Source organism: Aerolutibacter ruishenii, from assembly GCF_007830115.1.
Taxonomy (GTDB): domain Bacteria; phylum Pseudomonadota; class Gammaproteobacteria; order Xanthomonadales; family Xanthomonadaceae; genus Aerolutibacter; species Aerolutibacter ruishenii.
The window spans coordinates 212,518-238,898 of record NZ_VLKP01000004.1 but is presented as its reverse complement, the minus strand read 5'-3'; the positions used below and the strand labels follow the sequence as shown (position 1 = coordinate 238,898).

General features: G+C 68.2%; 24 protein-coding genes and 1 pseudogene. 9 read left to right on the top strand and 16 right to left on the bottom strand.

Annotated elements, in window-relative coordinates:
* Positions 1–2: 2 nt before the first annotated feature.
* Together IP93_RS06785 and IP93_RS06780 are read right to left on the bottom strand one after the other, a co-directional pair.
* Positions 3–1,679, bottom strand: a complete 1,677-nt coding sequence (locus IP93_RS06785) for a phosphoethanolamine transferase (protein WP_144813616.1) — start codon at positions 1,677–1,679, stop codon at positions 3–5.
* Positions 1,676–2,491, bottom strand: a complete 816-nt coding sequence (locus IP93_RS06780; protein WP_158636291.1) for a phosphatase PAP2 family protein — start codon at positions 2,489–2,491, stop codon at positions 1,676–1,678. The genes IP93_RS06785 and IP93_RS06780 overlap by 4 nt, the downstream gene beginning before the upstream one ends.
* Positions 2,492–2,836: 345 nt before the next feature.
* On the opposite strand from IP93_RS06780, the gene IP93_RS06775 reads away from it, so the two are divergent.
* Positions 2,837–3,553 carry a response regulator transcription factor gene (locus IP93_RS06775; protein ID WP_144813611.1) on the top strand — a complete coding sequence of 239 codons (717 nt, stop codon included), beginning with the start codon at positions 2,837–2,839 and terminating at the stop codon, positions 3,551–3,553.
* Positions 3,540–4,802: a sensor histidine kinase gene (locus IP93_RS06770; RefSeq protein ID WP_144813608.1), complete on the top strand. Its 1,263-nt coding sequence runs from the start codon at positions 3,540–3,542 to the stop codon at positions 4,800–4,802. The genes IP93_RS06775 and IP93_RS06770 overlap by 14 nt, the downstream gene beginning before the upstream one ends.
* A 7-nt stretch (positions 4,803–4,809) precedes the next feature.
* On the opposite strand, the gene IP93_RS06765 is transcribed toward IP93_RS06770, so the two are convergent.
* The 8 genes and pseudogenes from IP93_RS06765 to IP93_RS06730 form a co-directional block, all read right to left on the bottom strand.
* Positions 4,810–5,334, bottom strand: a complete 525-nt coding sequence (locus IP93_RS06765; RefSeq protein WP_144813605.1) for a hypothetical protein — start codon at positions 5,332–5,334, stop codon at positions 4,810–4,812.
* A gap of 146 nt (positions 5,335–5,480) precedes the next feature.
* Positions 5,481–5,803 (bottom strand): annotated as a pseudogene (locus IP93_RS06760) (hypothetical protein); the annotation flags it as partial.
* 151 nt (positions 5,804–5,954) lie between these two features.
* A complete protein-coding gene (cfa, locus tag IP93_RS06755; protein ID WP_425480032.1) occupies positions 5,955–7,073 on the bottom strand; it encodes a cyclopropane fatty acyl phospholipid synthase in 1,119 nt (372 codons plus the stop codon).
* 63 nt (positions 7,074–7,136) lie between these two features.
* A complete protein-coding gene (locus IP93_RS06750) occupies positions 7,137–7,952 on the bottom strand; it encodes a DUF3298 domain-containing protein (RefSeq protein ID WP_144813597.1) in 816 nt (271 codons plus the stop codon).
* Positions 7,953–8,076: 124 nt separating this feature from the next.
* Entirely contained in the window at positions 8,077–8,790 is a 714-nt protein-coding gene (locus IP93_RS06745) for a pseudouridine synthase (RefSeq protein WP_144813595.1), read from the bottom strand.
* A 144-nt stretch (positions 8,791–8,934) separates the two neighbouring features.
* On the bottom strand, positions 8,935–9,222 hold the full coding sequence (locus IP93_RS06740) for a GNAT family N-acetyltransferase (protein ID WP_144813592.1): 288 nt from the start codon (positions 9,220–9,222) through the stop codon (positions 8,935–8,937).
* Positions 9,223–9,302: 80 nt separating this feature from the next.
* A complete protein-coding gene (locus IP93_RS06735; protein WP_199747126.1) occupies positions 9,303–9,908 on the bottom strand; it encodes a rhomboid family intramembrane serine protease in 606 nt (201 codons plus the stop codon).
* Between the two features lie 4 nt (positions 9,909–9,912).
* Positions 9,913–11,526, bottom strand: coding sequence for a POT-type proton-dependent oligopeptide transporter (locus tag IP93_RS06730; RefSeq protein ID WP_144813588.1), 1,614 nt, complete (start codon positions 11,524–11,526; stop codon positions 9,913–9,915).
* 276 nt (positions 11,527–11,802) lie between these two features.
* Here IP93_RS06730 and IP93_RS06725 point away from each other — a divergent pair, with 276 nt between their 5' ends.
* On the top strand, positions 11,803–13,593 hold the full coding sequence (locus IP93_RS06725) for a M14 family metallopeptidase (RefSeq protein ID WP_144813585.1): 1,791 nt from the start codon (positions 11,803–11,805) through the stop codon (positions 13,591–13,593).
* 139 nt (positions 13,594–13,732) lie between these two features.
* A complete protein-coding gene (locus IP93_RS06720) occupies positions 13,733–13,990 on the top strand; it encodes a hypothetical protein (protein ID WP_144813583.1) in 258 nt (85 codons plus the stop codon).
* A gap of 27 nt (positions 13,991–14,017) precedes the next feature.
* Here IP93_RS06720 and thpR read toward each other — a convergent pair whose 3' ends face one another.
* The 5 genes from thpR to IP93_RS06695 form a co-directional block, all read right to left on the bottom strand.
* Positions 14,018–14,608, bottom strand: coding sequence for an RNA 2',3'-cyclic phosphodiesterase (gene thpR, locus IP93_RS06715; protein ID WP_144813580.1), 591 nt, complete (start codon positions 14,606–14,608; stop codon positions 14,018–14,020).
* 9 nt (positions 14,609–14,617) lie between these two features.
* Positions 14,618–16,579 (bottom strand): ATP-binding cassette domain-containing protein, encoded by a 1,962-nt coding sequence (locus IP93_RS06710; RefSeq protein ID WP_144813577.1) that lies wholly within the window; start codon positions 16,577–16,579, stop codon positions 14,618–14,620.
* Positions 16,580–16,622: 43 nt separating this feature from the next.
* A complete protein-coding gene (locus IP93_RS06705) occupies positions 16,623–17,054 on the bottom strand; it encodes a host attachment protein (RefSeq protein WP_144813576.1) in 432 nt (143 codons plus the stop codon).
* Positions 17,055–17,181: 127 nt separating this feature from the next.
* Positions 17,182–17,853, bottom strand: coding sequence for a DUF5666 domain-containing protein (locus IP93_RS06700; protein WP_144813573.1), 672 nt, complete (start codon positions 17,851–17,853; stop codon positions 17,182–17,184).
* Positions 17,854–17,957: 104 nt separating this feature from the next.
* Positions 17,958–19,520 carry a protein adenylyltransferase SelO gene (locus tag IP93_RS06695; RefSeq protein ID WP_144813572.1) on the bottom strand — a complete coding sequence of 521 codons (1,563 nt, stop codon included), beginning with the start codon at positions 19,518–19,520 and terminating at the stop codon, positions 17,958–17,960.
* A gap of 218 nt (positions 19,521–19,738) precedes the next feature.
* On the opposite strand from IP93_RS06695, the gene IP93_RS06690 reads away from it, so the two are divergent.
* The 3 genes from IP93_RS06690 (at position 19,739) to IP93_RS06680 (ending at position 23,613) form a co-directional block, all read left to right on the top strand.
* Positions 19,739–21,850, top strand: a complete 2,112-nt coding sequence (locus IP93_RS06690; protein WP_144813569.1) for a DEAD/DEAH box helicase — start codon at positions 19,739–19,741, stop codon at positions 21,848–21,850.
* 45 nt (positions 21,851–21,895) lie between these two features.
* Complete coding sequence (locus IP93_RS06685; RefSeq protein ID WP_144813566.1) at positions 21,896–22,756, top strand: EamA family transporter; 861 nt, start codon at positions 21,896–21,898, stop codon at positions 22,754–22,756.
* 101 nt (positions 22,757–22,857) lie between these two features.
* On the top strand, positions 22,858–23,613 hold the full coding sequence (locus IP93_RS06680; RefSeq protein ID WP_144813564.1) for a type 1 glutamine amidotransferase: 756 nt from the start codon (positions 22,858–22,860) through the stop codon (positions 23,611–23,613).
* Here the strand turns inward: IP93_RS06680 and IP93_RS06675 are convergent.
* A complete protein-coding gene (locus IP93_RS06675) occupies positions 23,596–24,492 on the bottom strand; it encodes a pseudouridine synthase (protein ID WP_144813561.1) in 897 nt (298 codons plus the stop codon). The genes IP93_RS06680 and IP93_RS06675 overlap by 18 nt on opposite strands.
* A 48-nt stretch (positions 24,493–24,540) precedes the next feature.
* Here IP93_RS06675 and IP93_RS06670 point away from each other — a divergent pair, with 48 nt between their 5' ends.
* Together IP93_RS06670 and IP93_RS06665 are read left to right on the top strand one after the other, a co-directional pair.
* The gene (locus IP93_RS06670; RefSeq protein WP_144813559.1) at positions 24,541–25,125 is read left to right on the top strand and encodes a YaeQ family protein; all 585 of its coding nucleotides are present in this window, start codon (positions 24,541–24,543) and stop codon (positions 25,123–25,125) included.
* A 19-nt stretch (positions 25,126–25,144) separates the two neighbouring features.
* A complete protein-coding gene (locus IP93_RS06665) occupies positions 25,145–26,335 on the top strand; it encodes a BaiN/RdsA family NAD(P)/FAD-dependent oxidoreductase (protein ID WP_144813556.1) in 1,191 nt (396 codons plus the stop codon).
* Positions 26,336–26,381 lie beyond the last annotated feature (46 nt).

Sequence of the window (26,381 nt, the reverse complement as noted above, 5' to 3'; positions counted from 1 at the left end):
CCTCAGGACACGGGTGAGGTGCAGGCTTTGAACAGGTCCCTGCCCGGGTCGTACTCGCGGGTGCTCACCTGGAGCAGCCCCAGCACCGAATGGAACAGGTTGTCGTGGCTGGCCGCCTGCCGTGAGCGGGCGCGCAGGCAGGCCATGTCGATACCGCGGCTGGCGGCCATGCCCGACGACAGCCACATCACCATCGGCACCTTGATCTGCGTGTCGGGTGCGATGGCGTACGGCACGCCGTGTAGGAACAGGCCGTTCTCACCCAGTGATTCTCCATGGTCGGACACGTACACCAGTGCGGTGTCGCGGTCGTGGCGCTGTGCCAGCCGACCGATGGCCTTGGCCAGGAAATCGTCGGTATGCAGGATCGCGTTGTCGTAGGCGTTGACCACCTGCTGCGAGCTGCAGTCGCCCAGCTCGGAGGTCTCGCAGGCCGGCGTGAAACGCAGGAACGCCTTCGGATAGCGCGCGTAGTAACTGGGGCCATGGTTGCCCAACTGGTGCAGCACCACCACCGCGTCGCGCGGCATGCGAGCCACCTTGTCCATGAGGCCATCCAACAGCACATCATCCATGCAGCCCTCGGCGGTACAATCGCCGGCCACCGTGCCGTGTTCGAACGACTCGAACGGCAGCCCCTCGCACACCCCCTTGCACCCCGTCTGGTTGTCGCGCCACAGCGTGCCGATGCCAGCGTGATCGAGCACGTGCAGCAGCGACTGCGAGTGCTTGATGCGGTCCTTGTCGTAGTCCGCGCGGCCCCATGGCGAGAACATGCACGGCAGCGACACCTCCGTCGCGGAGCCACAGGCGGTCACGTCGGGGAAATTGAGGGGCGCAAGGGCAGCCAGTTGCGGCGTGGTCTGGCGCGCGTAACCGTTGAGCCCCCAGTTCCGTGCGCGCACGGTTTCGCCCACCACCAGCACCAGCAGGCGCGGTTTGGCTCCGGACGGGCGCCCCACCACCTTCGCGTCCAGCCCGATGGGTGCACGTGGCTGCGCAGGACCGGCGTGGTCCTCCAGGACCACCTGGGTCAGTGACACGAGGTAGTTGCCGGGAGCAATGAGGTAGCGCAGTTCCTTGTGGTTGCGCATCAGCGCCGACACGTTCTGGAACGAGACCAGCAATGCGACGATCGCCACTGCGGTCACGCCGGCCATCCACAGCACCCGTACGCCTGCAGCCCGCGGCCACGGCGTGCGCACGACGCGCACACGCCACACCGCCACCGCCGGCAGTACGCCGGTCACCGTCACCCACGCCAGCATGCCCGGCGCGAACAGTTCACGCGATTCCTTGGCGTCGGTGTGCAGCACGTTGCGGACCATGTCCGCATCCAGGAACACGGTGTAGGCACTGGCGAAGTACGCCGCGGCCGCAGTGGCCACCAGCAGCACGGCCAGCAGCGGCCGCGCGGTCCAGCGGTTGAGCAGCACACCCAGCAGCAACGCGTGCAATGCGGTGATCGCCAGGAACATCGACACCCCGGTCAGCGTACCGCCAGCGCCGTGCAAGCTGCCGGTGGCGGCCACGCCACGCCAGTAGGCAACGTTGAACACCAGCGAGAAGTACAGGCTGGCAACCAGGGCCAGTTGTTCGACCGTCAGCAACGGCCGCGAGGACAACCAGTTCCGCACCAAGCCCCATGCGCCGCCGCGCGGCCATTCAACCGCACTCATGCGCGACCCTCGCGCCGATGGCCAATCCGCCAGGCCACGACGGCGACGGTCCAGCACAGCAACGCCGTCCACACGTCATGCGATAGGAAGTGGGCGCCGCGCAGCTGTTGCGACAGACCGAACACCAACCCCGCCGCCACGCCCACGCCCAACCCCAGCCAGCGCCATGCGGGCCGCACGGCGAGCGCATGGAAGTACAACGCCATCCACGCATAGCCGGCACTGGCGTGCCCGGCCGGGAAGCAGCGGTTGTGGCCCAGCGCCGCCGGACGGGCCTCCCACAGCGCCACGAACGGGCGCTGCCCGCCATAGCGCAGCAGGTCCCATGGGCAGTCCATGTTCGACCACGATTTGATCCACGCCACCAGGCCAGTGGCGAGCAGCACCGAGAGCGCGAGCAGCGCCAGTGCCCGGCGCTGGGCGCCCATATGCGGGCGCCGCCAGCTCAGGACCCAGGCGACTGCCACGGCCAGCCAGGCAGCTGCGGAGAGGTCACGGCCCATCCGGTGCAACAGGTCTTCGGTGACGAATGCGGACTTCAGCGCCCAGTGCTGGCCCTGCAACCCATACAGCTGATCGGCCCAGCGGAAGTCGACGTCGGCAACAACCATCAACACCAGCAGCACGATACCGACCAGCCACGGCACCCACAGTTCGGGCCACGGCAGCCTGCGCGCGTGCGGCGGCAGCTCCCCGCCAATGGCATGCGCGACCGCGACCTCTAGACGGGGATCGCGCCGCCCAAGGAAAGGCAGCCGCCAACCGGCCTGTGCGCCGCGGGCCGCCTGGGGTTGGAAGGGGGATGAATGCATGCGCGCACCATTTCCGAGAGCCGCGGAGATGGTCACGGCGGCGCCGTCGGAGAGACGTCGGAGGTTTGTAAACAACGCGTTAGCGCAGTACTGCGGAGTCACTGGGATATCCGGCCGCACGCATGAACCGGGAGGCTCATCGTTGCGCCGTCCGCATGCGCAGTGCTTGCGACTTGACGAGGACGCCTTTCGCGTCGCCGCGAAGCCTCGGCGCTTGCCCCATCCGTCGTCGCCACCCACCATGGGCAGGCCACCCGCGCGGCCCGGACAAAGTTCCGACATCGGCCGGCGCAGACTGGCCGATCAACGCTTGCATGCGCCCCGCGCGCGAGGACACCCGCACCCATGCGGATACTGGTGGTGGAAGACAACCGCAGCCTGGTGGCCAACCTCTTCGAATACTTCGAGGCGCGCGGCCACGTGCTCGATGCCGCGCCTGACGGCCGCACGGGCCTGCACCTGGCGCTGAACCACGCCTACGACGCCATCGTGCTGGACTGGATGCTGCCGCGGCTGGAGGGCCACGAGGTGGTGCGCGCCCTGCGCGAGGCCGGCCGCGACACGCCGGTGCTGATGCTCACCGCACGCGACGAACTGCCCGACAAGATCGCCGGCTTCCGTGCCGGTGCCGACGATTACCTGACCAAACCCTTCGCCCTGCCCGAACTGGAGGTGCGGCTGGAGGCCCTGGTCGCGCGCGCCACCGGCCGGGGCCGCATCCGCGTGCTGGAGATCGCCGACCTTCGCTACGACCTGACCACGCTGGAGGTGACCCGCGCCGGGCGTTCGCTGCACCTGTACCCGGCCTGCCGCAAGCTGCTGGAGGTGCTGATGCAGGCCAGCCCCGCCACCGTCACCCGCGAGCGGCTGGAGCAGGCGCTGTGGGGCGACAGCCCGCCCGACGGCGACATGCTGCGCTCCCACGTGTACGAACTGCGCCGCAGCGTGGACGGCAACGCGTCGGTGAAACTGATTCACACCCTGCCCCGGGTCGGCTACCGGCTGGGGGTCGGTGCCGACACGGACGCCATGCCGACGGGGGCCATGCATGGCGAAGGCTAACCTGCGCCAGCGCATCGTCTGGGGCATGCTCGCCTACCTCGCGCTGCTGACGCTGGCGGTGATGGCCTATGGCGCGATCACCAACGAGTACGCGGAACGCCTGGTGTGGCGCGCGGTGCTGGAGTCGGAACTGGACCACCTCGCCGAACGCCGCACCCAGGAATCCGGCTACGACTGGCACGATACCGCCTCGATGCGGCTGTACGACGGCAGTGCCGGACGCACGGTACCGGCATCGCTGCAGGCCCTGCCGCCCGGCCTGCACGACGACCTCGTGCTCGAAGGCCAACCCATCGCGGCAATGGTCCGCGACATCGACGGCCAGCGTGCGGTACTGACCATCGACATCAGCGACTTCGAGCGGCACGAGGAGCGGTTGGCGCTGGTGGTGATGGGTGCGGCACTGGCGATGATCCTGCTGCTCGGCCTGGCGGTGGCGCTGAGCGTCAACCACCTGGTGCGGCCGTTGAATGCGTTCACGCGGCAGATCGCCGCCCTGCGCCCGGACCAGCCCGGGCAGGCGGTGAGCCTGCCACACACCGCCAGCAGTGACCTGGTCGCCATTGCCGAGGCGCTCAACGGCTACCTGCGACGCAACGACCGCTTCGTCGAGCGCGAGCGCGCCTTCATCGACAGCGCCAGCCATGAGTTGCGCACGCCCATCGCGGTGATCGCGGGTGCAGCCGAGATCGCGCTGGCGCAGCCTCACGTCACCGCCGACGTGCACCAGCGCCTGGCGCGAATCCAGCGCACCGCCTCGCATGTCGAACAACTGATCTCGCTGCTGCTGGTGCTGGCCAAGGATCCTGCGCAACTGGGCAAGGCCAGCGATCGCATCGCGCTGGACCAGCTGCTGCCGGAAATCGTCGACGACCACCGCCACCTGCTGGAGGACAAGGCGCTGACCGTGCGGATCGACCCGCTACCCGCATGCGAGATACTGGCGCCAGTGGCCATCGTCCAGACCGCCATCGGCAACCTGCTGCGCAACGCCATCGAGAACAGCGACAGCGGCGAGATCCGCGTGCGATTGGAGATACCGGCCACGGTGATGATCGACGACCCAGGCCACGGCATGACCCCGGAGGAAATCAGCGCGATCTACGCCCGGCTGGCGCGTGGTGGCGGTGACCGCGGTGGCGGCGGCATCGGCCTGGACCTGATCTCACGGCTGTGCGAGCACTTGCACTGGGGGTTGAGGTTCGACTCAACCCCCGGGCGTGGCACCACCACCACGCTGCGCTTCTGATCCGCGCTTACAGCGGGAGCAGCACCTTCTGGTCCCCGTAGTTGACGTACAGGCCACCCTCGCTGCCGGCCAGCAGCGTGACGCTGCTCCACACACCGCCGTGCCCCTGGTTGCCTGGGCACGGGCCACCGACCACCGGCACGGTGCCGCTTTCGCTGAAGCTATCGCCGTAGCCCGTCAGGCTGAAGCCAGTCACCTTCGACTGCGGGTTGCGGCGCAAGGCGACATTGATCGCGCTGGAGACATCCATCTCCTGCGAGTGCGCAACGTTGTGGGTCTTCTCGCCGCGGGTGCCTTCACCCGTGGTCCAGGTGCACACCGCCGCATAGACTGCGGTAAAGCCATAGGTAAAGGTGACGCCGCCGGCGCTGGCCTGCAGGGCTGCGTCGTTCCAGCCGAAGGCCTCCTGCACATCGCCCTTGCCGACGGAGCCCACGCCGGTGTTGACGTCAAACACGACTGCAGCCAGAGCCGAGGTGCTGGCCAAGGCCAGCGCAAGGCCGATGACGGCCTGGCGGACGGTACGCTTCATGACTATTTCCCCTGGTTGGCGGCCACCGGGTAGTGGCCGGAGTTGTTCGCCACAGAGTCAAGCACATTTTGTGCCATACGTCACAATTTCACCGTGACCATATTCACGCGTAGACCGCCATTGACGGGCCTGCCCCACAGGAGCCATCAATGACGTAAGGCGTCATATTTCGACGGGTTTTTTCTTGAATCGGCGGTATGCGCCTCCAGCGCCGCCGCCAGCCCCGGCACGCCATCGGCGCCGTGGGACACGCTCAGGCTGGACCCGGCCAGGCCATCCCCGACCGGCGCCACCACCCGCCCGCCCGGGTGCCCGGGCGCTGCCCGAGAATGCCCTCGGCCACCGCGAAGAACGCCTTGCTGTTCTCGGGGCGCGCGAAGCCGTGGCCCTCGCCGGGGAACAATGCGTGGGCGACGGGAATGTCCTTGGCCTGTGGGGCGTGCACGACCTGGTCGCTCTCGGCCTGCTTGCCGAAATCCTTGCCGAAACCGGCGGACCCACGGAAGTTGGCCTGCATGACCGCATAGCCACGGTTGGCCAGCCATTTGGACTTCGCGATCGAAGAACAGTGCATCGCGCGATGGAATTTCCTGATCTGCCCCCGTCGCGCTCGATGCCGGTCATCGTTGCGCGCTGTAACCGCCCGGCACCCCGTGCGGCGACAGCATCAGCTGCCAGAGCTGCGAGCGACGACTGCGGAACGTCGCCATCGATGCACCCAGATAGAAGCGCCACATGCGCCGGAAGCGTTCGTCGTAACGCGGCGGCAGGCGGTCCCATGCAGCTTCGATGTTGCTGCGCCACGCCTGCAGCGTGCGGTCGTAGTCCGGACCGAAGCCATGCCAGTCCTCCACCACGAAAAGTCCTTCCATCGCGCTGGTGATCTGCGCGGCCGAAGGCAGCATCGAGTTGGGGAAGATGTAGCGGCCAATCCACGGGTCGGTGTGGGTGGTCGAAACGTTGGTGCCGATGGTGTGCAGCAGGAACAGGCCGCCGCCGGTCGCTGGATCCTCGCGCAGGCAGCGGCGCACCACATCGAAATAGCCGCGGTAATTGCGGACGCCCACGTGCTCGAACATGCCGATGGACAGGATGCGGTCGAACGGTTCGTCCAGCTCGCGGTAGTCCTGCACGCGGATCTCGATGGGCAGGCCGGCGCACAGTTCACGCGCAAGGGCCGCCTGCTCCTTCGAGATGGTGACGCCCACGCCGGAGACGCCATAACGCTCGGCGGTGTATTTCAGCGCCTCGCCCCAGCCACAGCCGATATCGAGCACGTGCATGCCCGGGCGCAAGCCGAGCTTGCGGCAGACCAGGTCGAGCTTGGCCTCCTGCGCCGCGTCAAGGTGGTCGGCGTTGGCCCAGTAGCCGCAGCTGTACACCAGCCGCTGGCCTAGCATGGCGCGGTAGAGGTCGTTGCCCAGGTCGTAATGGCGTTTGCCCACTTCGCGGCTGCGCCAGCGGGTCTGCAGGTTGGTCAGGTGCGCGTGCAGGCCATCGAGCACCCAGTGCCAGCCGTGGACGCGGTCGTCCAGATGGGACTGCAGCAGGCGGGTCAGCAGGCCGTCGAGGCTGCGGGTATCCCACCAGCCGTCCATGTAGCCTTCGCCCAGTCCCAGCGAGCCATCGGCCAGAGCCCGCGTGTACAGGCGCTCGTCATGGACCTGCAGGTCCCAGTCACGGGTGCCATCCAGCCGTACGTCGGCCAGTGCCAACAACTCCGCCACCCGATGCTTCAAGGGATGCACTGCCGCCATCGTCCCTGTCCTCGGTGGGCAATCGCAACCAGCATAGCGCCGGTCCTACTTAGTGGCGAAGAGGTCGCGGTATTCGGCGGCGATCAGTGGCAACAGAGCCGAAGCGGGCAGTTGCACCGACTGCACGCCGTCCGAATACGGGCCCACCTGGTAGGGCGGGAACACGAACTTCAGCCCCGCCAGTTTGCCGCCCGGCCCAGGCACCGGCTCGAACTGGCGGAAGCTGGTGGCATTGGGCGTGGTGCCTTGGTCGATCATGCGGCCGGCGCTGCGGGCCACCTCGGCGCGTTCCTCCGGCGTGAGCTCGTCCGCGTCCAGGCGCTGCGACAACGCGGTGTGCAACTGCTCGCGGACCAGGTCGGACAACGGCTTCCAGTTCTTCGCATCCGGCACCAGCCGCTCGGCAGTCAACCGGCGGTTCTGCCGGGGCAGCCACACGAACCGCTCCAGCAGCGGTTTGCCGTGCGCGCCGCCGGTGTAGCTGCTGCCATCGGCTGAGACCGCCACCACGTCGGGGGTTTCCATGACATCGGTGAAGGTCAGCGACAGGTCGTACAGGTCTGCCGCGCCGCCATCGCCACCGCGCCCCTGGGCAGCGGCAACCAGCTCAGCGCGCGCGGCATCGGCGTAAGCCTTGATGTCGGCCGCCAGCCCCGGGTACCTCGTCGCGGACTTCGGGAAGGTGATCCCGACCATGTAGCCGGGCTGGCTTTCCACCACGTCCTGCAGCCCGACAGGCGGTGCCGCGGTGACGGGCGCCGGCTCCGCGGTGGCCACCGCCGTGGGTGCGGGGACTGGTTTCTCACGCTCACAGGCGGCCAGCGCCAAGGCGAATACGGGGATGATCAGCAGGCGGTGCATGGTCAGGCAATCCGTTGTCCGATGCAGACGAACTGCCACCGACCGTAGCCGTCGGCATGTGATGAACGCATGGAGACAGGGGGCGGGCTGCATTCCTGCCAGCGGGTGTGGGTGACCGCGGCGGTCACCACTCGGTGCGGTTGGGCAACAGCCCGCGCAGCTCCGCGTCGGTGAGGTTGCGCCACTGGCCGATCTTGAGGTGGCCCAGCTTGACGTTGCCGATGCGCACGCGCACCAGCTTCTTCACCCGCAGGCCGAAGTGTTGCGCCATCAGGCGGATCTGGCGGTTGAGGCCCTGCACCAGCGTGATCCGGAACCCGAACTTGCCCAGCCGCCCGGTCTTGCACGGCAGGGTGACCTGGCCGTGCACCGGCACGCCGCGGGCCATGCCACGCAGCACTTCGTCGGTGACGGCGTGGTTGACCGCCACCAGGTATTCCTTCTCCAGCTTGTTCTCGGCCCGCAGGATCTCGTTGACGATGTCGCCGTTGCTGGTCAGCAGGATCAGGCCTTCGGAGTCCTTGTCCAGGCGGCCGATGGGAAAGATGCGCCGCTCGTGGCCGATGAAGTCGACGATGTTGTCCTTGACCTCGGACTCGGTGGTGCAGGTGACCCCGACCGGCTTGTGCAGCGCGATGTAGACGTGCTTCTTCTGGCCCTTGGTGACGGTGCGGACCTGCAGCTTCTGGCCGTCGACCAGCACGTCGTCGCCCTCGCCCACCTCGGCGCCAACGCGGGCGCGGATGCCGTTGACCGTGACCCGGCCCTCGCCGATGAGGCGGTCGGCCTCGCGGCGGGAGCAGAAACCGGTGTCGCTGATGTGTTTGTTCAGGCGCATGGGGCGGCGGCCGGGACGGGTATCGGGGCGCGCATGCTGGCACAAACGGCGGCCGGCTGCATGGCTCGGCGTGCTCGCCCGGCGGGCGGAGCCGGTGTCCGGGCGCTTGCATCGTCGCCTTTGCGCCCGGCTGGCGGCGGCGGATCAGGCCAGCAGGTCGCCCACCGACGCGTGATGCCGCCGGGCCCAGACATCGGCGTAGGAACACTCGGGACGCACCTTCAGCCCCTTGGCCCGCGCATGGTCGAAGGCGGCCTGGGCCAGTTGCCCGGCAATGCCCCGCCCGCCAATGGCCGGCGGCACGATGGTGTGGGTGATGACCAGCACCCCCGCCTCCAACTCATAGTCCAGATGCGCGATGACGCCCTCGACCGTGGTGGCGAAGCGGTTATTGGCTACGTCGTGGTGGACGTTGGATGCGAGGGTGGACATCGGGGCTCCTGGCGCGGCTGCGGTGGTTCAAGCCTATCCTGCCCGCCTGCAGGTGACCATGGCGTGGGCACCTCCCGCCATCAGCGGAACGAAGGACTCAGCAGCCGCTCCAGGAACACCGTCCCGACCCGCGGCTCCATCAGCAGCATGAACAACACGCCGTAAATCGCGCCCGACAGGTGTGCGCTGTGGTTGACGTTGTCGGTGCCCTGGCGGTCCATCCAGAAGGAATAACCGACATAGAAGACGGCGTACAGGATGGCCGGCACCGGCAGGAAGAACACGAAGATCAGCGACCACGGCTGCAGCAGCACGAACGCGAACAGCACCGCCGACACGGCACCCGATGCCCCCAGGCTGCGGTAACGCGCGTCATGCCGGTGACGAAGGTAGGTTGGCAGGATCGCCACGACAATCGCCGACAGGTAGAACAGCACGAAGCCCAGCGGCCCGATCAGCTGGCCCACCACCTGCTCGATCACCCGTCCGAAGAAGAACAGGGTGATCATGTTGAACAGCAGGTGCTGCCAGTCGGCATGGACGAAGCCATGCGTCACCAGCCGGTCGTACTGGTGCTTGCGGTCGATGGCGGGCGGCCACAGGATCAGCCGCTCCATCAGCCGGGGCCGGTCGAAGGCCAGCCACGACACCAGCACCGTCACCACGATCAACGCCAGGGTCATCATGTGGTCAGCCCGCCGGGCGGTAGTTGTCCACGACCGGGTAGCGGCGCGCGTACCAGCCGAACACCAGCGCCGCCACCAGCGCGAAGCCGGCGAAGAAGAACATCAGGAACGCGGTCTCGCTGAGCCCGGTCTGCGCGATCTTCCCGGTCACCGTATCGTTGCGCACGGCGGCGTTGGACAGCAGCACCCACAGGTTGCCGATGGTCGTGGTCAGGTTCCAGAAGCTCATCACCACGCCCTTCATCGACATCGGCGCCTGGCTGTAGGCAAACTCCAGGCCGGTGGCCGAGACCAGCACTTCGCCAAACGTCAGCAATGCATACGGCAGCACCTGCCAGACGATGGACATCGGCGTGCCGCCGTCCATCTTCAACTGGATCAGGCCGATCACGATCCACGCCAGGCCACTGAAGGCGATGCCCGCGGTCATGCGCCGCAGCGCGGTCGGCTCCACGCCGAAACGGCGCAGCGCCGGATACAGCACCAGGTTGTTGAACGGGATCAGGATCATCACCAGGGCCGGGTTCAGCGCCTGCATCTGCGAGGCCACGAACCACTCCGGCTTGACCATCGCGTTGCCCTGGATGACCCAGGTGGACGCCTTCTGGTCAAACAGCGAATGGAACGGCGTGACCAGGGCGAAGATCACCAGCAGCCGCAGCACGCTGCGCACGCCGGCGATGGCCGCATCGGGATGGATGCCGCGCGCGCGGTCCAGCTGCATCCACGCACCGCCGCCCACGCCGATCACCAGCACCACCAGCGCCAGGCAGAAGGTGATGACGAAGCCGAAACCCTTCGGCCACCATGCGGCCAGCCCCATCGCCGACAGCGCCCAGCCCAGGACCATGCCCACCGCCGCCGCGACACCGGCAACGGCCAGCGCACGACCCGGCGCGCCCTCGCCTTCGCGGCGGGTGTTGAGCGCAGTGCGGATCACGTTGGCGAAGGAGTTGGGGTCGCGGGTGCGTGCCGGCGGCACGATCACGTACTGCTTGCGGCCCAGCCAAAGTACGAAGGTCGCAATGAACATCAGCACGCCCGGGACACCGAAGGCCACGCTGGGGCCGTAGTTCTTCAGCAACAGCGGCATCAGCAGCGAGGCGAACAGCGAGCCGAAGTTGATGATCCAGTAGAAGCCGTCGAACACCACCTTGGCCAGCTTCTCGTTGGACTTGTCGAACTGGTCGCCCACGAACGAGGCCACCAGCGGCTTGATGCCACCCGCGCCCAGCGCGATCAGGCCCAGGCCGGTGAAGAAGCCGGTGCGGTTCTCCTCGAAGAGGGCCAGGCACGCGTGGCCGGCGCAGTAGATCAGGCTGAACCACAGGATGGTGTTGTACTTGCCGAAGAACCGGTCGGCCAAGTAGCCGCCCAGCAGCGGGAAGAAGTAGACACCGATCATGAACTCATGCATCAGGTCCTTGGCGGCCAGCTCGCGCTCGCTGCCGGCCGCGATGTGCTGCAGCAGCAGGCCGGTGATCAGGAACTGCACCAGGATGTTGCGCATCCCGTAGAAACTGAAGCGTTCGCAGCCCTCGTTGCCGATGATGTAGGGAATCTGCCGCGGCATGCGGCCGGTGCCGGCGGTGGCAACGGTGCTGGTGGTGGACGACATCAAGCGACCCTGTTTCGTGCAAAGGGGCCAAGCCTAACCGATCGGAGGGGGGCGATTCTTCTCCTCCCCCGTTCATCTTGCTACTGGACAGCAACAGTGAAGTCTCCTGCCGTCGCGGCTGGACAGCCCTGGGATGAGGTCCCCTTCCACCCCGGCGCGTCCCGGGCGACCCGGCAGCCAGGCCATCTGGTGGGGGACTTGCCATGACCTCCAGCAGGCCCTGGCCCGGCTCCCACCGCTTACCATCGGCGGTTGCATTGCCCACGGAACCTTCGCATGACCCGATTGCCGCTGCTCGCCGCCCTTCTCGCCTGTTTCCCGGCGACCGCAAGTCCCGCGCCCGCAAGCCCCATGCAGGGCGCAGCGGACGGCCTGGTGACCCTGTCCGAGCGCTCGGGTTTCGTCCGCACCGGCCGCTACGACGAAGTCATCCGCCTGTGCGAAGCCTTCGCACGTGCCTATCCCGCTTCCGTGCGCTGCGAGTCATTCGGCACCACGCCCGAGGGCCGGCCGATGCAGGTGCTGGTGGTTTCGAGTTCAGGCGCCTTCACCCCGGAAGCGGCGCGTGCGAAGAAGCTCCCGGTCACTTTGATCCAGGGCGGCATCCATGCGGGCGAGATCGACGGCAAGGACGCCGGCTTCCTGGCGCTGCGGCAGATGTTGCAGGGCCAGGCCGGCAAGGGCGCGCTGGAGCGGCAAGTGCTGCTGTTCGTGCCGGTGTTCAATGTCGACGGCCACGAACGCTTCGCGCGCTGGAACCGGCCGAACCAGCGTGGTCCGGAGGAAATGGGCTGGCGGACCACCGCGCAGAACTACAACCTCAACCGCGACTACGCCAAGGCCGACACGCCTGAAATGCAGGCGATGCTGGCGCTGGTGAACCGCTGGGACCCACTCGCATACGTGGACCTGCACGTCACCAACGGCGCCAAGTTCGAGCATGACGTCTCGATCCAGGTGGAGCCGGTGCACGGCGGCGACGCGGGCCTGCGCAAGGCCGGCATCGAATGGCGCGACGGGGTGATCGCCGCGCTGGCCAGGCTGGGTTCGCTGCCGCTGCCCTTCTATCCCTCGTTCGTGGAGTACGACAACCCGGCATCGGGCTTCGCCGACGGCATGTCGCCACCGCGGTTCTCACAGAGCTACATCGCGCAGCGGAACCGCCTGGGCATGCTGGTGGAAACGCATTCCTGGCGCGAGTACCCGCACCGGGTAAAAGTCACGCGCAACACCATCCTCGCGGTGCTGGACCTGGTCGCACGTGATGGCCGGCGTTGGCAGGCCGAGGCGCAGGCCGCCGATGCCCGCTCCATCGCCCTTGCCGGACAGCCGGTCGCGTTGGACTACAAGGCCACGGACAAGTCACGGACCATCGACTTCCGCGGCTATGCGTACACCCGCACGCCCTCGAAGGTATCGGGCGCGCTGATGACCCGCTACGACGAAACCACCCCGCAGGTCTGGCGCGTGCCGCTGCGCGATGACGTAGTGCCGTCGCTGACCGTGGCCGCCCCGGGGGCAGGCTATGTGGTGCCGCCCGCCCATGCCCGCGCGGTGGCGCACCAACTGGACGTGCACGGCATCGATTACCGCCGGCTGGGCACACCCATTGTGCAGGCCGGGGTGCAGGCGTTCCGTGCCACCGGCACGGAATCGGGCAAGGGCTCCGTCGAGGGGCATCAGCGACTCACGCTGCAGGGTGTCTGGGCCACGGAGCGGATGGATATCCCCGCCGGCTCGCTGTTCGTGCCCATCGCCCAGCCGCTGTCCCGCCTGGTGATGGCCCTGCTGGAACCGCAGGCCCCGGACTCCATCGCGGCATGGGGCGGCTTCAACAACGCCTTCGAGCGGAAGGAATACATGGAGGACTACGTCGCCGAGGACGTCGCGCGCGAGATGCTCAAGGACCCGGTGGTGCAGGCCGCCTTCGAGTCCCGCCTGAAGGCGGATGCCGCCTTCGCCGCCAGCTCTGCCGCGCGCCTGGAGTTCTTCGCCCGGCGCCACTCCTCGTGGGATGCGCGGTACAACCTGTATCCGGTGTTGCGGATGGACCAGCCGCCGCGCTGAGTCGGGGTCCGGGCCGGTTGCCGCGGGCAGCCGGCCTGCCGCCAACAGGGCCGGGAGGGCCATTGCAGCCGGGCGCTGGGCGCGGCCTATACTGCCCCCAACCTGCGTTGTACGTCTGCAGGAGAGGAGGAGACCGCCCATGGCTGACATCGGCCTGAAGGACCGCCGGCGCATGTCCAATGCATCGCCGACAATGCTGCGCGCACAGCTCAACGAAGCCCAGCTGATGACCCTGAGGGAGTTGGAGCGATTCGGTTGGGAGATCCAGTTCGTGCGACGTCCGTTGTTCCAGGACCCCATACCGGTGGTGGTGGACGGCGACCGCAAGACGTATGCGGTGCTGACTCCCGAAGGGGAACTCGACGAATCACCGGGCTTCAACCTCAGGCAACCCTGAGCGGTCCATGTCTTCGCCCAGCGCCCCTCACGCCACCAGAGGCCACGAGCCCTGCCACGTGTAAGCGCCCTGCTGCGCGACTGCACTGTCAAGCAGGTTGAACGCCTCCACCCTCCATTCAATCGGCGGGACGCTCAACGCTGCGGGCAACGGAGCGCCTGCATCACGCAGCACCGTCACGTGGGGCCTGAAGTGATGTCCACCGGCTACCGGTACGCCAGCGTGCGCGAGGGCCACGCCCAGTTCCCCCCACAGGCCCGCCAGACCTGGCACCTCGGCGCCGGGTCCCAGCCACCAGGGAATCGACCGGTTGGCGAAACTGCCGGCGCGGTCCACCACCAGGGTGAAGGGCGCAACCCGCACGCTCGCCGCGGCTGCGCGGGCCTGCGCCAGCAACGAATGCGGCAACCCGTCGAAATCGCCCAGGAACTGCATCGTCAGGTGGTAGCGCCGCGGGTCGATCCAACGCCCATGCGCGCCCTGTTCGATGCGTAGTCGCTTCGCGGCCCGGGACAACCGTTCGCGGGTCGTCTCGTCGGGCACCAACGCAAAGAACAGCCGGTGCCGCCCGTTCTGCGCTACCGCATCGCCAGTACCGGAACGGTCGCCGGACGGCATTGCCGGCCCTCAGCCGTCCAACTCGGCCCAGCGCGCATAAGCCGCATCCAGCGCCTGCTGGGTTTCACCCAGCCTGCTGCCGTGGGCGGCGATCGCCGCGGCGTCACGCTGGTAGAAGGCCGGCTCGTTCATCTCGCCAGCCAGGGCTTCCAGCGTCGCTTCCAGTTGTTCGATGCGGGCGGGAAGTAGTTCCAGCTCGCGCGCATCCTTGTAGCTGAGCTTGCGCTTGGGCGCCGCGCTGGCGTTGCCGGCGGTGGCGGCCGTCGCCTGGGGTGCCGCAGCGGCCGCATTGCCGGTCCCGCCGCTTGCCGTGCTGGAAGTGTCCTGCGCGACGCCCGCCGCGTTGCGGACACCGGCCGCGCCCCTGCCCCCGCCGGCGATCACCTGCCCCGGTCCTGCCTGCCGCAGCCAGTCGCTGTAACCGCCCACGTACTCGCCGACCCTGCCGTCGCCTTCCATCACCAGCGTGGAGGTCACCACGTTGTCGAGGAAATCGCGGTCGTGGCTGACCAGCAGCAGCGTGCCTTCGTACTCGCCGAGCAGTTCTTCCAGCAGTTCCAGCGTCTCCACGTCCAGGTCGTTGGTCGGTTCGTCCATCACCAGCAGGTTGGACGGCTGCGCGAACAGCTTGGCCAGCAGCAGGCGGTTGCGCTCGCCGCCGGACAGGCGGGTGATCGGCGCACGCGCGCGTTCCGGGGTGAACAGGAAGTCCTGCAGGTAGCCGATGGCATGCTTGCGCTTGCCGTTGATCTCGACGAAGTCGCGGCCTTCGGCCACGTTTTCCAGCGCATTCCAGTCCTCGCGCAGGGTCGCGCGGTACTGGTCGAAATACGCGACCTGCAGGTTGGTGCCCAGGCGCACCTCGCCGGACGTTGGCGCCAGCTCCCCCAGCAGCACCTTGATCAACGTGGTCTTGCCGCTGCCGTTGGGACCGATCAGGCCGATGCGGTCGCCGCGCATGATGGTGACATCAAGCGCCTTGAGCATCGGCTTGCCGCCATAGTCGAAGGACACCTCGCGCGCTTCGACCACCTTCTTGCCCGAGGACTCGCCCAGGGCCACGGCCATGCGCACGTTGCCCTGCTGCTCGCGGCGCTGGGCGCGTTCGACGCGCATGGCCTTGAGCCGGCGCACACGGCCTTCGTCGCGCACGCGACGAGCCTTGATGCCCTGCCGGATCCAGACTTCCTCCTGCGCCAGCAGTTTGTCGAAGCGCGCGTTTTCCTGCGCCTCGGCGTTGAGCCGCTCCTCGCGGCGGCGCTCGTAGTTGGCCCAGTCGCCGGGCCAGCTGGTGACCTGGCCGCGGTCGATCTCGACGATGCGGGTGGCCAGCGCGCGCAGGAAGCGACGGTCGTGGGTGATGAACACCAGCGCGCCCGGCCACGCCTTGAGGAAGCCTTCAAGCCAGTCGATGGCTTCGATGTCGAGATGGTTGGTCGGCTCGTCCAGCAGCAGCACGTCGGGCGCGGACACCAGCGCGCGCGCCAGCAGCACGCGGCGCTTCATGCCGCCCGAGAGGCCGGTGAAGTCCTGCTCGCCATCCAGGTCCAGGCGGGTCAGGGTTTCGACCACGCGCTGGTCGGCGCTCCAGCCGTTGGCCGCTTCGATCCTCGCCTGCACCGCGGCCAGCTTGTCGGTGTCCACGTGCTCGGCGTGGCTGAGGTGGTGGTACTCGGCCAGCCACGTGCCCAGCTCGCCCATGCCCGCGGCAACGACATCGAAGACGTCGCCCTCGGCCCCGTGGGGCACTTCCTGCTCCAGCCGGGAGACGCGCACGCCGCCCTCCACCCGCACCTCGCCGTCATCCGGACGCAGGTCCCCGGACAGCAGTTTCAGCAGCGTGGATTTGCCCGCGCCGTTACGGCCGATCAGCGCGATGCGCTCGCCGGGTTCGATGGACAGCTCGACGTTGTCGAGCAGCAACGGGCCGCCGATGCTGTAATCGACGTTCTGCAGGGTGATCAGGGGCATGCGCGCATTGTACCGGGATGCGCACCCCGACCCGCCTCAGCCGTCAGTGCAGGTGCCGCAACTCGTCGCGGATGCGGTCCAAGCTGGCATCGGTGACCTGCTTGTCCAGCGCATGGGTCACCATCCGCGCCACCTGCGGGTCCAGCTCCGAGCGTACCGAGCCCAGGAAGGCCGGCGCCGCCATCAGCACCAGGCTGTCGTAGCGGTGGGCCACCCGCGCCTCGCTGAGGAAACCGGACAGCTCCGCGGCGAATTCGCGGCGGTTCTTGTCCTCCGTGGAGGTACGCGGCTCGATGCCGTGCCGGGCGCTGCCCACGCTCTGCTGGGCACGCGGCATCCGGTCGCGATGCCCACGGTCGGCGTGGTGCGCTTCGGGATGGACGAAATCGGCGACTTCCAGCAGTTCGCCATCAACCCGCTCGCTCTCGAACAGGCGGGCATGGGCTTCGTCGGCGACAAGGATCCAGGTCTTCATGGCAGGTCCCTTTGCGCGGCCGGGTCCGTGCCGGGGGTAGCCCGGTACCCGGACGTGCGTTCACCGCGCTTGGCGGCTTGCCGGCCAGCATGCAACCGCCGGCGTTAAGTGGTGGTTACCCCCGCACTCACCGCGACCTTGCGTCGACCTCGACCCAGATGCGCTCCGCGATCCAGTCGTTGCCCGAGGGCCGGGCCTGCACGCGGATGACGTCCCCGCGTTGCAGCTGCTCCGGCCGCAGCACCTGCCCCCGGTATTCCACCCGGGTACGACCGTCGTAGTACACGCGTTCAGGACGGCCCGAATAGCCTCCACGGGTGATTTCGATCATCCGCGTCCGGGTATCGACATACGACACCGAACCCTGCAGGTCACCGCCGTAATAGTCGCCGCCCTGCCCGTCCCGCACGTTGTGCACGACCTCGATCGAGCGGGCCCACAACCGTCCGTCCGACCGCACCGCGTCGATGCTGATGCGGTCGCCGCGTTCGAGGCCCGCGATGTCCACCTGCCGACGCTGGTAGTACAGGCGCGTGTCGCGGTCGAACATGACGTCCACGTAGGACGAGCGGCTGTACCGCTGCGCATCGGCCGCCAGCTGGATGCGACCGGCGCGCAGGTCGACCTCCTGCACGGTGCCCAGCATGCGTTCGGTGCCGTATTCCTGGCCATAACCATCGCCGGGGTAGCCACCGTAGGGAGTCACGCAACCGGCCAGCGACAGCATCGACACCAGCATGGCCAACAAGCCGGGACGCACGCGGCGCCAGCCAAGGAAAATGGGAGTGGATGCGTTCATTGCGGCCGTCCTCGTGGTGGGTGGCAGGTGCGCCGATGATGGGTGGGGCCGGGTGAATCGCGCGTCAGCGTGACGGGGCCCATCGCTCCTGTCGTTGCGCCGGCTCAGGAGCTGCAGGACAACATCGAGCAGCCGGCCCTGGTGCGGGCCCAGTCCGGACGTTTGGCGGCGAAATGTTCACGCCCCGGTTGCGCGTCATAGGGGCGGCGCATGACATCGAGCAACTCACCCACGCCGGATGCGTCGCCCTGCATGGCACGGTCGATGGCCTGCTGGGCGAGGTAATTGCGCAGCACGAAGCTGGGGTTGGCGGCGTTCATGCGCGCACGGCGTGTTTCGGGAGCCGCCGCGTCCTCGCGCACGCGGGCGGCATGGCGCGCCAGCCAGGCCAACAACGCCGGCTCGGCCGCCTGTCGCTTGGCCTCGTCGTAGAACGACGCCTGCAATGGGCCCAGCGACGGCGGCGACATCGGATCCACGTCGGCCAGCCCCCTGAAGAACAGGGTCATGTCCACTTCGGCCTGCTTCAACAACCCGCGCAGGTCCTGCATCAGCGTCAGGTCCTCGTCGCGCGCCTCCAGAAGCCCCAGCTTGCGCGCCGTGGTCTCGCGGTCGGCGGTGTCCCACGCGGCCACGTAACGCTCCAGGCCCGCCTGCAATGGCTCGGCGGAACCGAACAGCGGCGACAGCGCGCCCGCCAGTCGCCCAAGGTTCCAGTACGCCACCTGCGGCTGCTGGCCGAACCGGTAGCGGCGGCGCTGGGCGTCGGTGGTGTTGGGCGTCCAGTCGGGGTCGTAGTCATCCACCCAGCCGTACGGGCCGTAGTCGATGGTCAGCCCGAGGATGGACATGTTGTCGGTGTTCATCACCCCGTGGACGAAGCCCACGCGCATCCAGTGCGCCATCAGCATGGCGGTGCGCTCGCACACCTGGGCGAACCAGTCGGCGTACAGCGCTTCGCCCTGTCCCGACAGTCCGGGGAAATCGCGGCGGATGCAGAAGTCCGCCAGCCGCCGCAGCAGGTCGAAGTCGCCGCGCGAGGCCGGCAGTTCGAAATTGCCGAAGCGGATGAACGACGGCGCCACCCGGCACACGATGGCGCCCGGCTCCAGCTCCGGGTGACCGTCGTAGAACATGTCGCGGACCACGCTCTCGCCGGTGCCGACCAGGCTCAGCGCGCGCGTGGTCGGCACACCAAGGTGGTGCATCGCCTCGCTGCACAGGAATTCGCGGATGGAGGAGCGCAGCACCGCACGGCCATCGGCGGTGCGCGAATAGGGGGTGAGGCCGGCCCCCTTGAGCTGCAGCTCCCAGCGCTCACCGGCATCATTGATGGACTCGCCCAAGGTGATGGCACGGCCGTCGCCGAGCTGCCCCGCCCAGTGGCCGAACTGGTGCCCGCCGTAGTTGGCGGCGTACGGGTCCATGCCCGGCAGCAGCGCGTTACCGGCAAACACCCGGACGAACTCAGGGTCAGCCAGATCGGTGTCACTGAAGCCCAGCCGGGCCGCCATTTCCGCCGAGTGCGCGACCAGCACCGGGGCGGCCACCGGGGTCGGTTCCACCCGTGACCACAGGCCGCCTTCGACCTGCCGGACGCGCGGACCCACCTCCGGATCACCGGGCAGTTCGCGCAGGAAGGCGTTGTCGAAACGGAGCTGGCGCATGCGGGGCGGCGTGGGAAATGCGTGGTGAACAGTGTCCCACAGTGTGCCGAAATCCCGGCTGGACAAGCGTTTGGGTGGCCGTCGCGGTGGCCGGGGCGCGTGTGCGGAAGCAGGCTTCCCTGCGCCAGCAGCCTGCCGCATCACACGCCCCATTCAGCAGACAGGTAAACTGTGCGATCCCCGACCGGCCGCCGCGCCGGCGCCAACGAGACTTAGCGATGAGCGCCGAGACGCCCGCAACGCCCGAATCCCAGAATTCCGCCGATAGCCCTTCCGTCAAGTTCAGCGACCTCGGCCTGCCCGAGTCGCTGCTCAAGGCCCTGACTGACGTGGGCTACGAGACGCCCTCGCCGATCCAGGCCGCCACCATTCCGCCGTTGCTGGCCGGCCGCGACGTGCTCGGCCAGGCGCAGACCGGCACCGGCAAGACCGCCGCCTTCGCCCTGCCGGTGTTGGCGCAGATCGAGCCGAAGCAGTCCAAGCCGCAGGCGCTGGTGCTGGCCCCGACGCGCGAACTGGCCATCCAGGTGGCCGAGGCTTTCCAGAAGTACGCGGTGAACATGCCGGGCTTCCACGTGCTGCCGATCTACGGCGGCCAGAGCTACTACCCGCAGTTGCAGGCGCTCAAGCGCGGCGTGCACGTGGTGGTCGGCACCCCCGGCCGCGTGATCGACCACCTGGACCGCGGCACCCTGGACCTGTCCGAGCTGCGTTGCCTGGTGCTGGACGAGGCCGATGAAATGCTGCGCATGGGCTTCATCGACGATGTCGAGAACGTCCTCAAGAAGACCCCGGAGACCCGCCAGGTGGCGCTGTTCTCGGCGACCATGCCGGCGCCGATCAAACGCATCGCCCAGACCTACCTGAAGGACCCGGTCGAGGTCGCGATCAAGGCCAAGACCACCACCGCGGCCAACATCCGCCAGCGCTACTGGTCCGTGAGCGGCGTGCACAAGCTGGACGCCATCACCCGCATCATCGAGGCCGAGCCGTTCGACGCGATGATCGTGTTCGCGCGCACCAAGCTGGGCACCGAAGAGTTGGCCGAGAAGCTGTCGGCGCGCGGCGTGTCGGCTGCGGCGATCAACGGTGACGTGCAGCAGGCGCAGCGCGAGAAGACCGTGCAGAACCTCAAGGACGGCAAGATCGACGTACTGGTGGCCACCGACGTAGCCGCGCGCGGTCTGGACGTGGAGCGCATCAGCCACGTGCTGAACTACGACATCCCCTACGACACCGAGAGCTACGTGCACCGCATCGGCCGCACTGGCCGTGCCGGGCGCAAGGGCGAGGCGATCCTGTTCGTGACCCCGCGCGAGCGCGGCATGCTGCGCGCCATTGAACGGGCGACGCGGCAGCCGATCGAGCCGATGGAGCTGCCGAGCATCGAGACGGTCAACGAGCAGCGCGTGAACCGCTTCCTCGGCAAGATCGGCGAAGCGCTGGAGAGCAGCGAGCTGGGCCTGTTCCGCGAAATGATCGAGCGCTACGAGCGCGAGAAGAACGTGCCGGCGATCGAGATCGCGGCGGCACTGGCCAAGCTGTTCCAGGGCGACACCCCCTTGCTGCTCGCGGCACCAACCCGGCCGGAGCGTGGTGCGCCGTTCGAGCGCGGACGCGACTTCGGCGACCGCGAACGCGGCCCGCGTCCGCAGCGCGAGTTCCGCGAGCGCGACGAGCGGCCGGCGCGCGAACCCCGCACCTTTACCGAACGCGAACATGCGCCGCGCCATTCCGAACGTCAGTTCACCCCGCCGACCCACCACGCCCCGGTCAATGCGGGCGAGGCGATGTTCGACGACCACGGTGATGCCGCACCCGCGGCGCACCGGCCGCGCGAGCACGATGCGCCGCGCGCGCCCGAAGCGGGCATGGAGACCTTCCGCATCGAGGTGGGCCACGTGCATGGGGTCAAGCCGGGCAACATCGTCGGCGCCATCGCCAACGAAGCCGAGCTGGAAAGCCGCTACATCGGCCGCATCGACATCCGCGACGACCACAGCCTGATCGACCTGCCCGAGGGCATGCCGCGCGAGATCATGGAGCATCTGAAGAAGGTGCGCGTGGCCGGCCAGCAGCTGCGCATCAGCCGCCCCGGCCAGGGCGGTTGGCGCCAGGCGCCGCACGGTGGGCACGACGAAGGCCGTCCGCCGCGCGCGCATGACGAGCGCCCGCGTGGCGGGCATGGCGATGATTTCCGTCCGCGTGGACCGCGCCCGCAAGGTGCTGGCCCTCGTGAGGGTCGTCCACACGGGGCCCGCCCCCATGACGGTCGTCCGGGCGGCCGTCCGCACGGCGCAGGCCCGCGCAAGCCGTTCAAGCCGCGCTGATGCCGTGACGCCCCGCGTGTTTGCCCGCCTGGTTGCGGGGCGCCGATGCATCTGATCCTGGCCAGCGCGATCTGCAGCGTGCTGGTGTCGGTGCTGTTGAAGCTGGCACCGCGACACCGGCTGGACATAGCGCAGCTGGTCACGTGGAACTACCTGGCCGCTACGGCCTTGTGCGCGTGGCTGCTGCAGCCCTCGCTGGACAGCCTGCGTGCGCCGGGCGCGCCGTGGGCGGCGTTGCTGGGGCTGGCCGTGGTGCTGCCGTCGCTGTTCCTGGTGCTGGCGGCTTCGGTGAAGGCCACCGGTATCGTCCGCACCGACGTGGCCCAGCGCCTGTCGCTGCTGTTGTCATTGCTCGCGGCGTTCACCCTGTTTGGCGAACGCGTGGATGGCATGCGCCTGACCGGCCTGGGCTTGGGGCTGCTGGCCGTGGCCGGTATCGTCATGCGCCCGGAGCGCGAGCCCACTGCCTCGCGCGGCTGGGGTCTGTTGCTGGTGGTCTGGGTGGGCTTCGCCGTGGTGGATGTGTTGCTGAAACGCATCGCGCAAGCGGGCACGCCCTCGTTGGCGTCATTGCAGGTCGCCTTCGCCCTCGCCTTCGCGATCATGTTTGCGTGGCAGCTGTTCCGTCACTGGCGGGGCGAGACGCGACTGGACCTGCGCCACCTCGCCGCCGGACTGCTGCTGGGCGCGCTGAACTTCGGCAACATCGTGTTCTATGTCCGCGCGCACCAGGCGTTGCCCGACAACCCGTCGGTGGTGTTCGCCGCGATGAACATCGGCGTGGTGGTGCTGGGCACGCTGGTCGGCGTCTTGGCCTTCGGCGAGAAGACCAGTCGCTGGAACCGGGCAGCCATCGGGCTGGCCGTCGTCGCCATCGGCCTGATCGCGCTGGCCCCGAAAGGTTGAAGTCCGGACATTCCCACATGGCATGACGCCAGAACCGGCCGTCACCGGGCCTTGCCCGTCGGCTTTGGCATAGTGGACCCCGATGGCCACGCCTGCCCCCCATGTCCCGCCTCCTCGTCTTCCAACACGTCGCCGCTGAGCCGCTGGGCACGCTGGACCCGCTGATCCGGCGGCGCGGGCACCGCATCCGCTTCAAGAACTTCGAGCGGCACCCGGACACGCAGCCCAACGTGGAGCGTTATCGCGGCCTGGTCGTGCTGGGCGGGCCCATGAACGTGGAGGACCACGCGCATCGCGCGCACCTGCTGACCGAAATGCGTGCCATCGAGCGGATGCTGGAACTGGGGCGGCCGGTGCTGGGGATCTGCCTGGGCGCGCAGTTGCTGGCCCATGTGCTGGGGGCGCCCGTGCAGCGCCACGCCGCGCCCGAGATCGGCTGGCATCGGCTGCAGCTCACCAACGCCGGCAAGACGGACCCCGTGCTCGCGCCGCTGGGCGATGCGGCGCCGGTGTTCCAGTGGCACCGCTACAGCTTCCAGGTGCCGCCGGGCGCCGAGCACCTGGCGCGCACGGATGGCTGCGAGCCGCAGGCCTTTCGCCACGGCGACAATGCGTACGGTTTCCAGTTCCACCTGGAGATGGACCAGCCCCTGATCGAGCGTTGGCTGGCCAATCCTGCCTACCTCGCCGAACTGGCCGCACACGGCCATGCCACCGACACCGAGGCCATCCGCGGCCACACCCGCGCGCACATCGCGTCGATGCAGGCGCACGCCGATGCGGTGTTCAACCGCTTCCTCGACCTGGTCGGCCGCCCGCAGCGGCGCTATACCCTGCCCTCACGCGAATGGGTCTAGTCGGAGTCGGCTTTCGAAACGCCGCATCCGCCCATCGATGGGATCGGCGAATTCCAGCGTTCCCGCAAGCAGCTTCAACGGTTGGGTGAAGTCGTCGTCGCGCCGGTGGTGCAACTCGGGATACACGGGGTCATTCGCGATCGGCGCGCCCAAAGCCGCCATGTGCACGCGCAGCTGGTGCTTGCGCCCGGTGATGGGTTCCAGCCGATAACGCCAAAGGCCCTCTCCCCGTTCGATCACATCGATCCGCGTTTCGCTGTTGGCCACGCCCACCACCTCGCGCATGCGGAAGAACGGTTCGCCAACCTCCAGCCGTGAGCGATGCACATGGGGAAACACCAGCCCCGGCAGCGCGGGTGCCAGCGTTTCGTAACCCTTCGCGATGCGCCTGTCCCGGAACAGCGCCTGGTAAGCCGCGCGGGAACCAGGATCGGCCGAGAACAGCACCAGGCCGGCGGTGTCGCGGTCCAGCCGGTGCAGCGGCACCAGGTGTGGATTGCCGAGCCGCCGCATCAATCGGCCCAGCAGGGTCTCGTGGACATGGCGTCCGGCGGGCGCGACCGGCAGGAAATGCGGCTTGTCGACCACCACCAGGTGCGCATCGGCGTGCAGCACGACTTCCTCGAACGGAACCCGTGTCTCCTCCGCCACCTCGCGGTAATAGTGGATGTCAGCGCCGAGCCGGTACGGTGCGTCCGCCGCCAAAGCGCGACCATCGGCATCGAGCACGCGCCCGCGTGCGAAGCGATCGCGCCACGTTGCCTCGGGGATCGCGGGGAACAGGTTGCACAGTGCCTCCAGCACGGTCCCCCACGCCCCCGCGGGCAGCTGGACATGGCTGGCCGGAAGGCCATCGATGGCAGGTGGACGCGTGCGCATGCCCTAGAATGACCGATTATCTTTCCCGGCGTCCGCCGGCAGGCACCCATGGCACTCAAGGCCACCGTCGTCAAAGCCGAGCTGCAGGTCAGTGACATGGACCGGCACTACTACGCGTCCCACAACCTCACCCTCGCCCAGCACCCGTCGGAAACCGACGAGCGGCTGATGGTGCGGCTGCTCGCGTTCGCGCTCAATGCCGACGAACGCCTGGAGTTCGGCAAGGGCCTGAGCAGCGACGACGAGCCGGACCTGTGGCGCCGCGACTACACCGGCGACATCGAACTGTGGATCGACCTGGGCCAGCCGGACGAGTCGCGCATCCGCAAGGCCTGCGGCCGTTCGCAGCAGGTGCTGGTGGTCAACTACGGCGGCCGGGCCGCGGATATCTGGTGGGAAAAGAACGCCGTCGGGCTGGGCCGGCTGAAAAACCTCAGCGTGATCGACATCGATGCCGCCAGCGTCGAGGCGATCGGCGCGATGCTGGAACGGAGCATGCGGTTGACCGCCATGATCCAGGACGGCGAGCTGCAGCTGATGAGCGAGAGCACCAACGTCGCGCTGCGGCCGCGCGCCCGCATGCTGTCGGCCGCCATGGCGGCGGGGGGGATGGCTGGGCTGCAGGTGGCTTGAGGCAGTCGGCAGCAGCGTCATGCAGCACTACGATGTCATCGTCATCGGAGCCGGCGCCGCCGGCCTGATGTGCGCGATCACCGCCGGGCAGCGCGGTCGTCGCGTGCTGGTCATTGATCATGCCAACCGCGTGGGCAAGAAGATCCTGATGTCGGGCGGTGGGCGCTGCAACTTCACCAACACCGGCACCACACCGGCCAACTATCTCTCGGCCAACCGCCACTTCTGCAAGTCGGCGCTGGCGCGCTACACGCCGTGGCATTTCATCGAAATGGTGGAGCGCCACCGCATCGCCTACCACGAGAAGGAGCTGGGCCAGCTGTTCTGCGACGAATCCTCCAAGCTCATCGTGAAGATGCTGCTGGAGGAGTGCGCGAGCGCGGGTGTGCGCATCGAAACGAGCTGCAGCATCGAGCGCGTGCTGCATGGCGAAGGCGCGGCCGAGGCGCCCTTCCGGCTGCACACCACGCACGGCGCCTTCGTCGCGACTTCGCTGGTGGTGGCCAGCGGTGGGCTGTCGATCCCGAGCATGGGCGCCAGTGGCTTCGGCTACGAACTGGCGCGGCAATTTGGACATGACGTGCTGCCCACGCGGGCCGGGCTGGTGCCGCTCACGCTCAGCGGCAAGCACCAGGAACGCCTGGCCGACCTGAGCGGCGTGGCGTTGCCGGTCACGGCCACCTGCAACGACCAGAGTTTCAGCAACTTCATGCTGGTCACCCACCGTGGGATCAGCGGCCCGGCGATCCTGCAGATTTCATCGTACTGGCAACCCGGAGATGAGCTGCACCTGGACCTGTTGCCGGGCCAGGATGCATTGGACACGCTGCAACGCTGGCAACGCGAGCGCCCCGCCGCGGAACTGAAGACCGTGCTGGGCGATGCCTTGCCCAAGCGCTTTGCACAACGCCTGTGCGAGCACTGGCTGGTCAACCGGCCGATGAAGCAATACAACCTGCCGGAGCTGCGGGCGATGGCCGACGTGCTCCAGCATTGGCCCCTGGTGGCCAGCGGCACCGAAGGCTATCGCACGGCGGAAGTGACGCTGGGCGGCGTGGACACCGACGGGTTGTCGTCCACCACGATGCAATCGCGGCACGTGCCCGGGCTGTACTTCATCGGCGAAGTGGTGGACGTGACCGGCTGGCTGGGCGGCTACAACTTCCAATGGGCCTGGGCGTCGGGATACGCGGCGGGCGAAGTGGCGTAAGCGATGCCACCTCCCCGCAACCTGTGGAGTGATCTACCCGCACCCC

What these genes read in the sequence shown, in the direction of transcription:
- IP93_RS06675 (WP_144813561.1), bottom strand. Translation starts at nt 24,492, where the DNA reads ATGCGCACGCGTCCACCTGCCATCGATGGCCTTCCGGCCAGCCATGTC.
- IP93_RS06690 (WP_144813569.1), top strand. Translation starts at nt 19,739, where the DNA reads ATGAGCGCCGAGACGCCCGCAACGCCCGAATCCCAGAATTCCGCCGAT.
- IP93_RS06670 (WP_144813559.1), top strand. Translation starts at nt 24,541, where the DNA reads ATGGCACTCAAGGCCACCGTCGTCAAAGCCGAGCTGCAGGTCAGTGAC.
- IP93_RS06720 (WP_144813583.1), top strand. Translation starts at nt 13,733, where the DNA reads ATGGCTGACATCGGCCTGAAGGACCGCCGGCGCATGTCCAATGCATCG.
- IP93_RS06780 (WP_158636291.1), bottom strand. Translation starts at nt 2,491, where the DNA reads ATGCATTCATCCCCCTTCCAACCCCAGGCGGCCCGCGGCGCACAGGCC.
- IP93_RS06745 (WP_144813595.1), bottom strand. Translation starts at nt 8,790, where the DNA reads ATGCGCCTGAACAAACACATCAGCGACACCGGTTTCTGCTCCCGCCGC.
- IP93_RS06725 (WP_144813585.1), top strand. Translation starts at nt 11,803, where the DNA reads ATGACCCGATTGCCGCTGCTCGCCGCCCTTCTCGCCTGTTTCCCGGCG.
- IP93_RS06730 (WP_144813588.1), bottom strand. Translation starts at nt 11,526, where the DNA reads ATGTCGTCCACCACCAGCACCGTTGCCACCGCCGGCACCGGCCGCATG.
- IP93_RS06765 (WP_144813605.1), bottom strand. Translation starts at nt 5,334, where the DNA reads ATGAAGCGTACCGTCCGCCAGGCCGTCATCGGCCTTGCGCTGGCCTTG.
- IP93_RS06770 (WP_144813608.1), top strand. Translation starts at nt 3,540, where the DNA reads ATGGCGAAGGCTAACCTGCGCCAGCGCATCGTCTGGGGCATGCTCGCC.
- thpR (WP_144813580.1), bottom strand. Translation starts at nt 14,608, where the DNA reads ATGCCGTCCGGCGACCGTTCCGGTACTGGCGATGCGGTAGCGCAGAAC.
- IP93_RS06785 (WP_144813616.1), bottom strand. Translation starts at nt 1,679, where the DNA reads ATGAGTGCGGTTGAATGGCCGCGCGGCGGCGCATGGGGCTTGGTGCGG.
- IP93_RS06775 (WP_144813611.1), top strand. Translation starts at nt 2,837, where the DNA reads ATGCGGATACTGGTGGTGGAAGACAACCGCAGCCTGGTGGCCAACCTC.
- IP93_RS06750 (WP_144813597.1), bottom strand. Translation starts at nt 7,952, where the DNA reads ATGCACCGCCTGCTGATCATCCCCGTATTCGCCTTGGCGCTGGCCGCC.
- IP93_RS06705 (WP_144813576.1), bottom strand. Translation starts at nt 17,054, where the DNA reads ATGAAGACCTGGATCCTTGTCGCCGACGAAGCCCATGCCCGCCTGTTC.
- IP93_RS06695 (WP_144813572.1), bottom strand. Translation starts at nt 19,520, where the DNA reads ATGCGCCAGCTCCGTTTCGACAACGCCTTCCTGCGCGAACTGCCCGGT.
- IP93_RS06710 (WP_144813577.1), bottom strand. Translation starts at nt 16,579, where the DNA reads ATGCCCCTGATCACCCTGCAGAACGTCGATTACAGCATCGGCGGCCCG.
- IP93_RS06735 (WP_199747126.1), bottom strand. Translation starts at nt 9,908, where the DNA reads ATGATGACCCTGGCGTTGATCGTGGTGACGGTGCTGGTGTCGTGGCTG.
- IP93_RS06680 (WP_144813564.1), top strand. Translation starts at nt 22,858, where the DNA reads ATGTCCCGCCTCCTCGTCTTCCAACACGTCGCCGCTGAGCCGCTGGGC.
- IP93_RS06700 (WP_144813573.1), bottom strand. Translation starts at nt 17,853, where the DNA reads ATGAACGCATCCACTCCCATTTTCCTTGGCTGGCGCCGCGTGCGTCCC.
- IP93_RS06685 (WP_144813566.1), top strand. Translation starts at nt 21,896, where the DNA reads ATGCATCTGATCCTGGCCAGCGCGATCTGCAGCGTGCTGGTGTCGGTG.
- IP93_RS06740 (WP_144813592.1), bottom strand. Translation starts at nt 9,222, where the DNA reads ATGTCCACCCTCGCATCCAACGTCCACCACGACGTAGCCAATAACCGC.
- IP93_RS06665 (WP_144813556.1), top strand. Translation starts at nt 25,145, where the DNA reads ATGCAGCACTACGATGTCATCGTCATCGGAGCCGGCGCCGCCGGCCTG.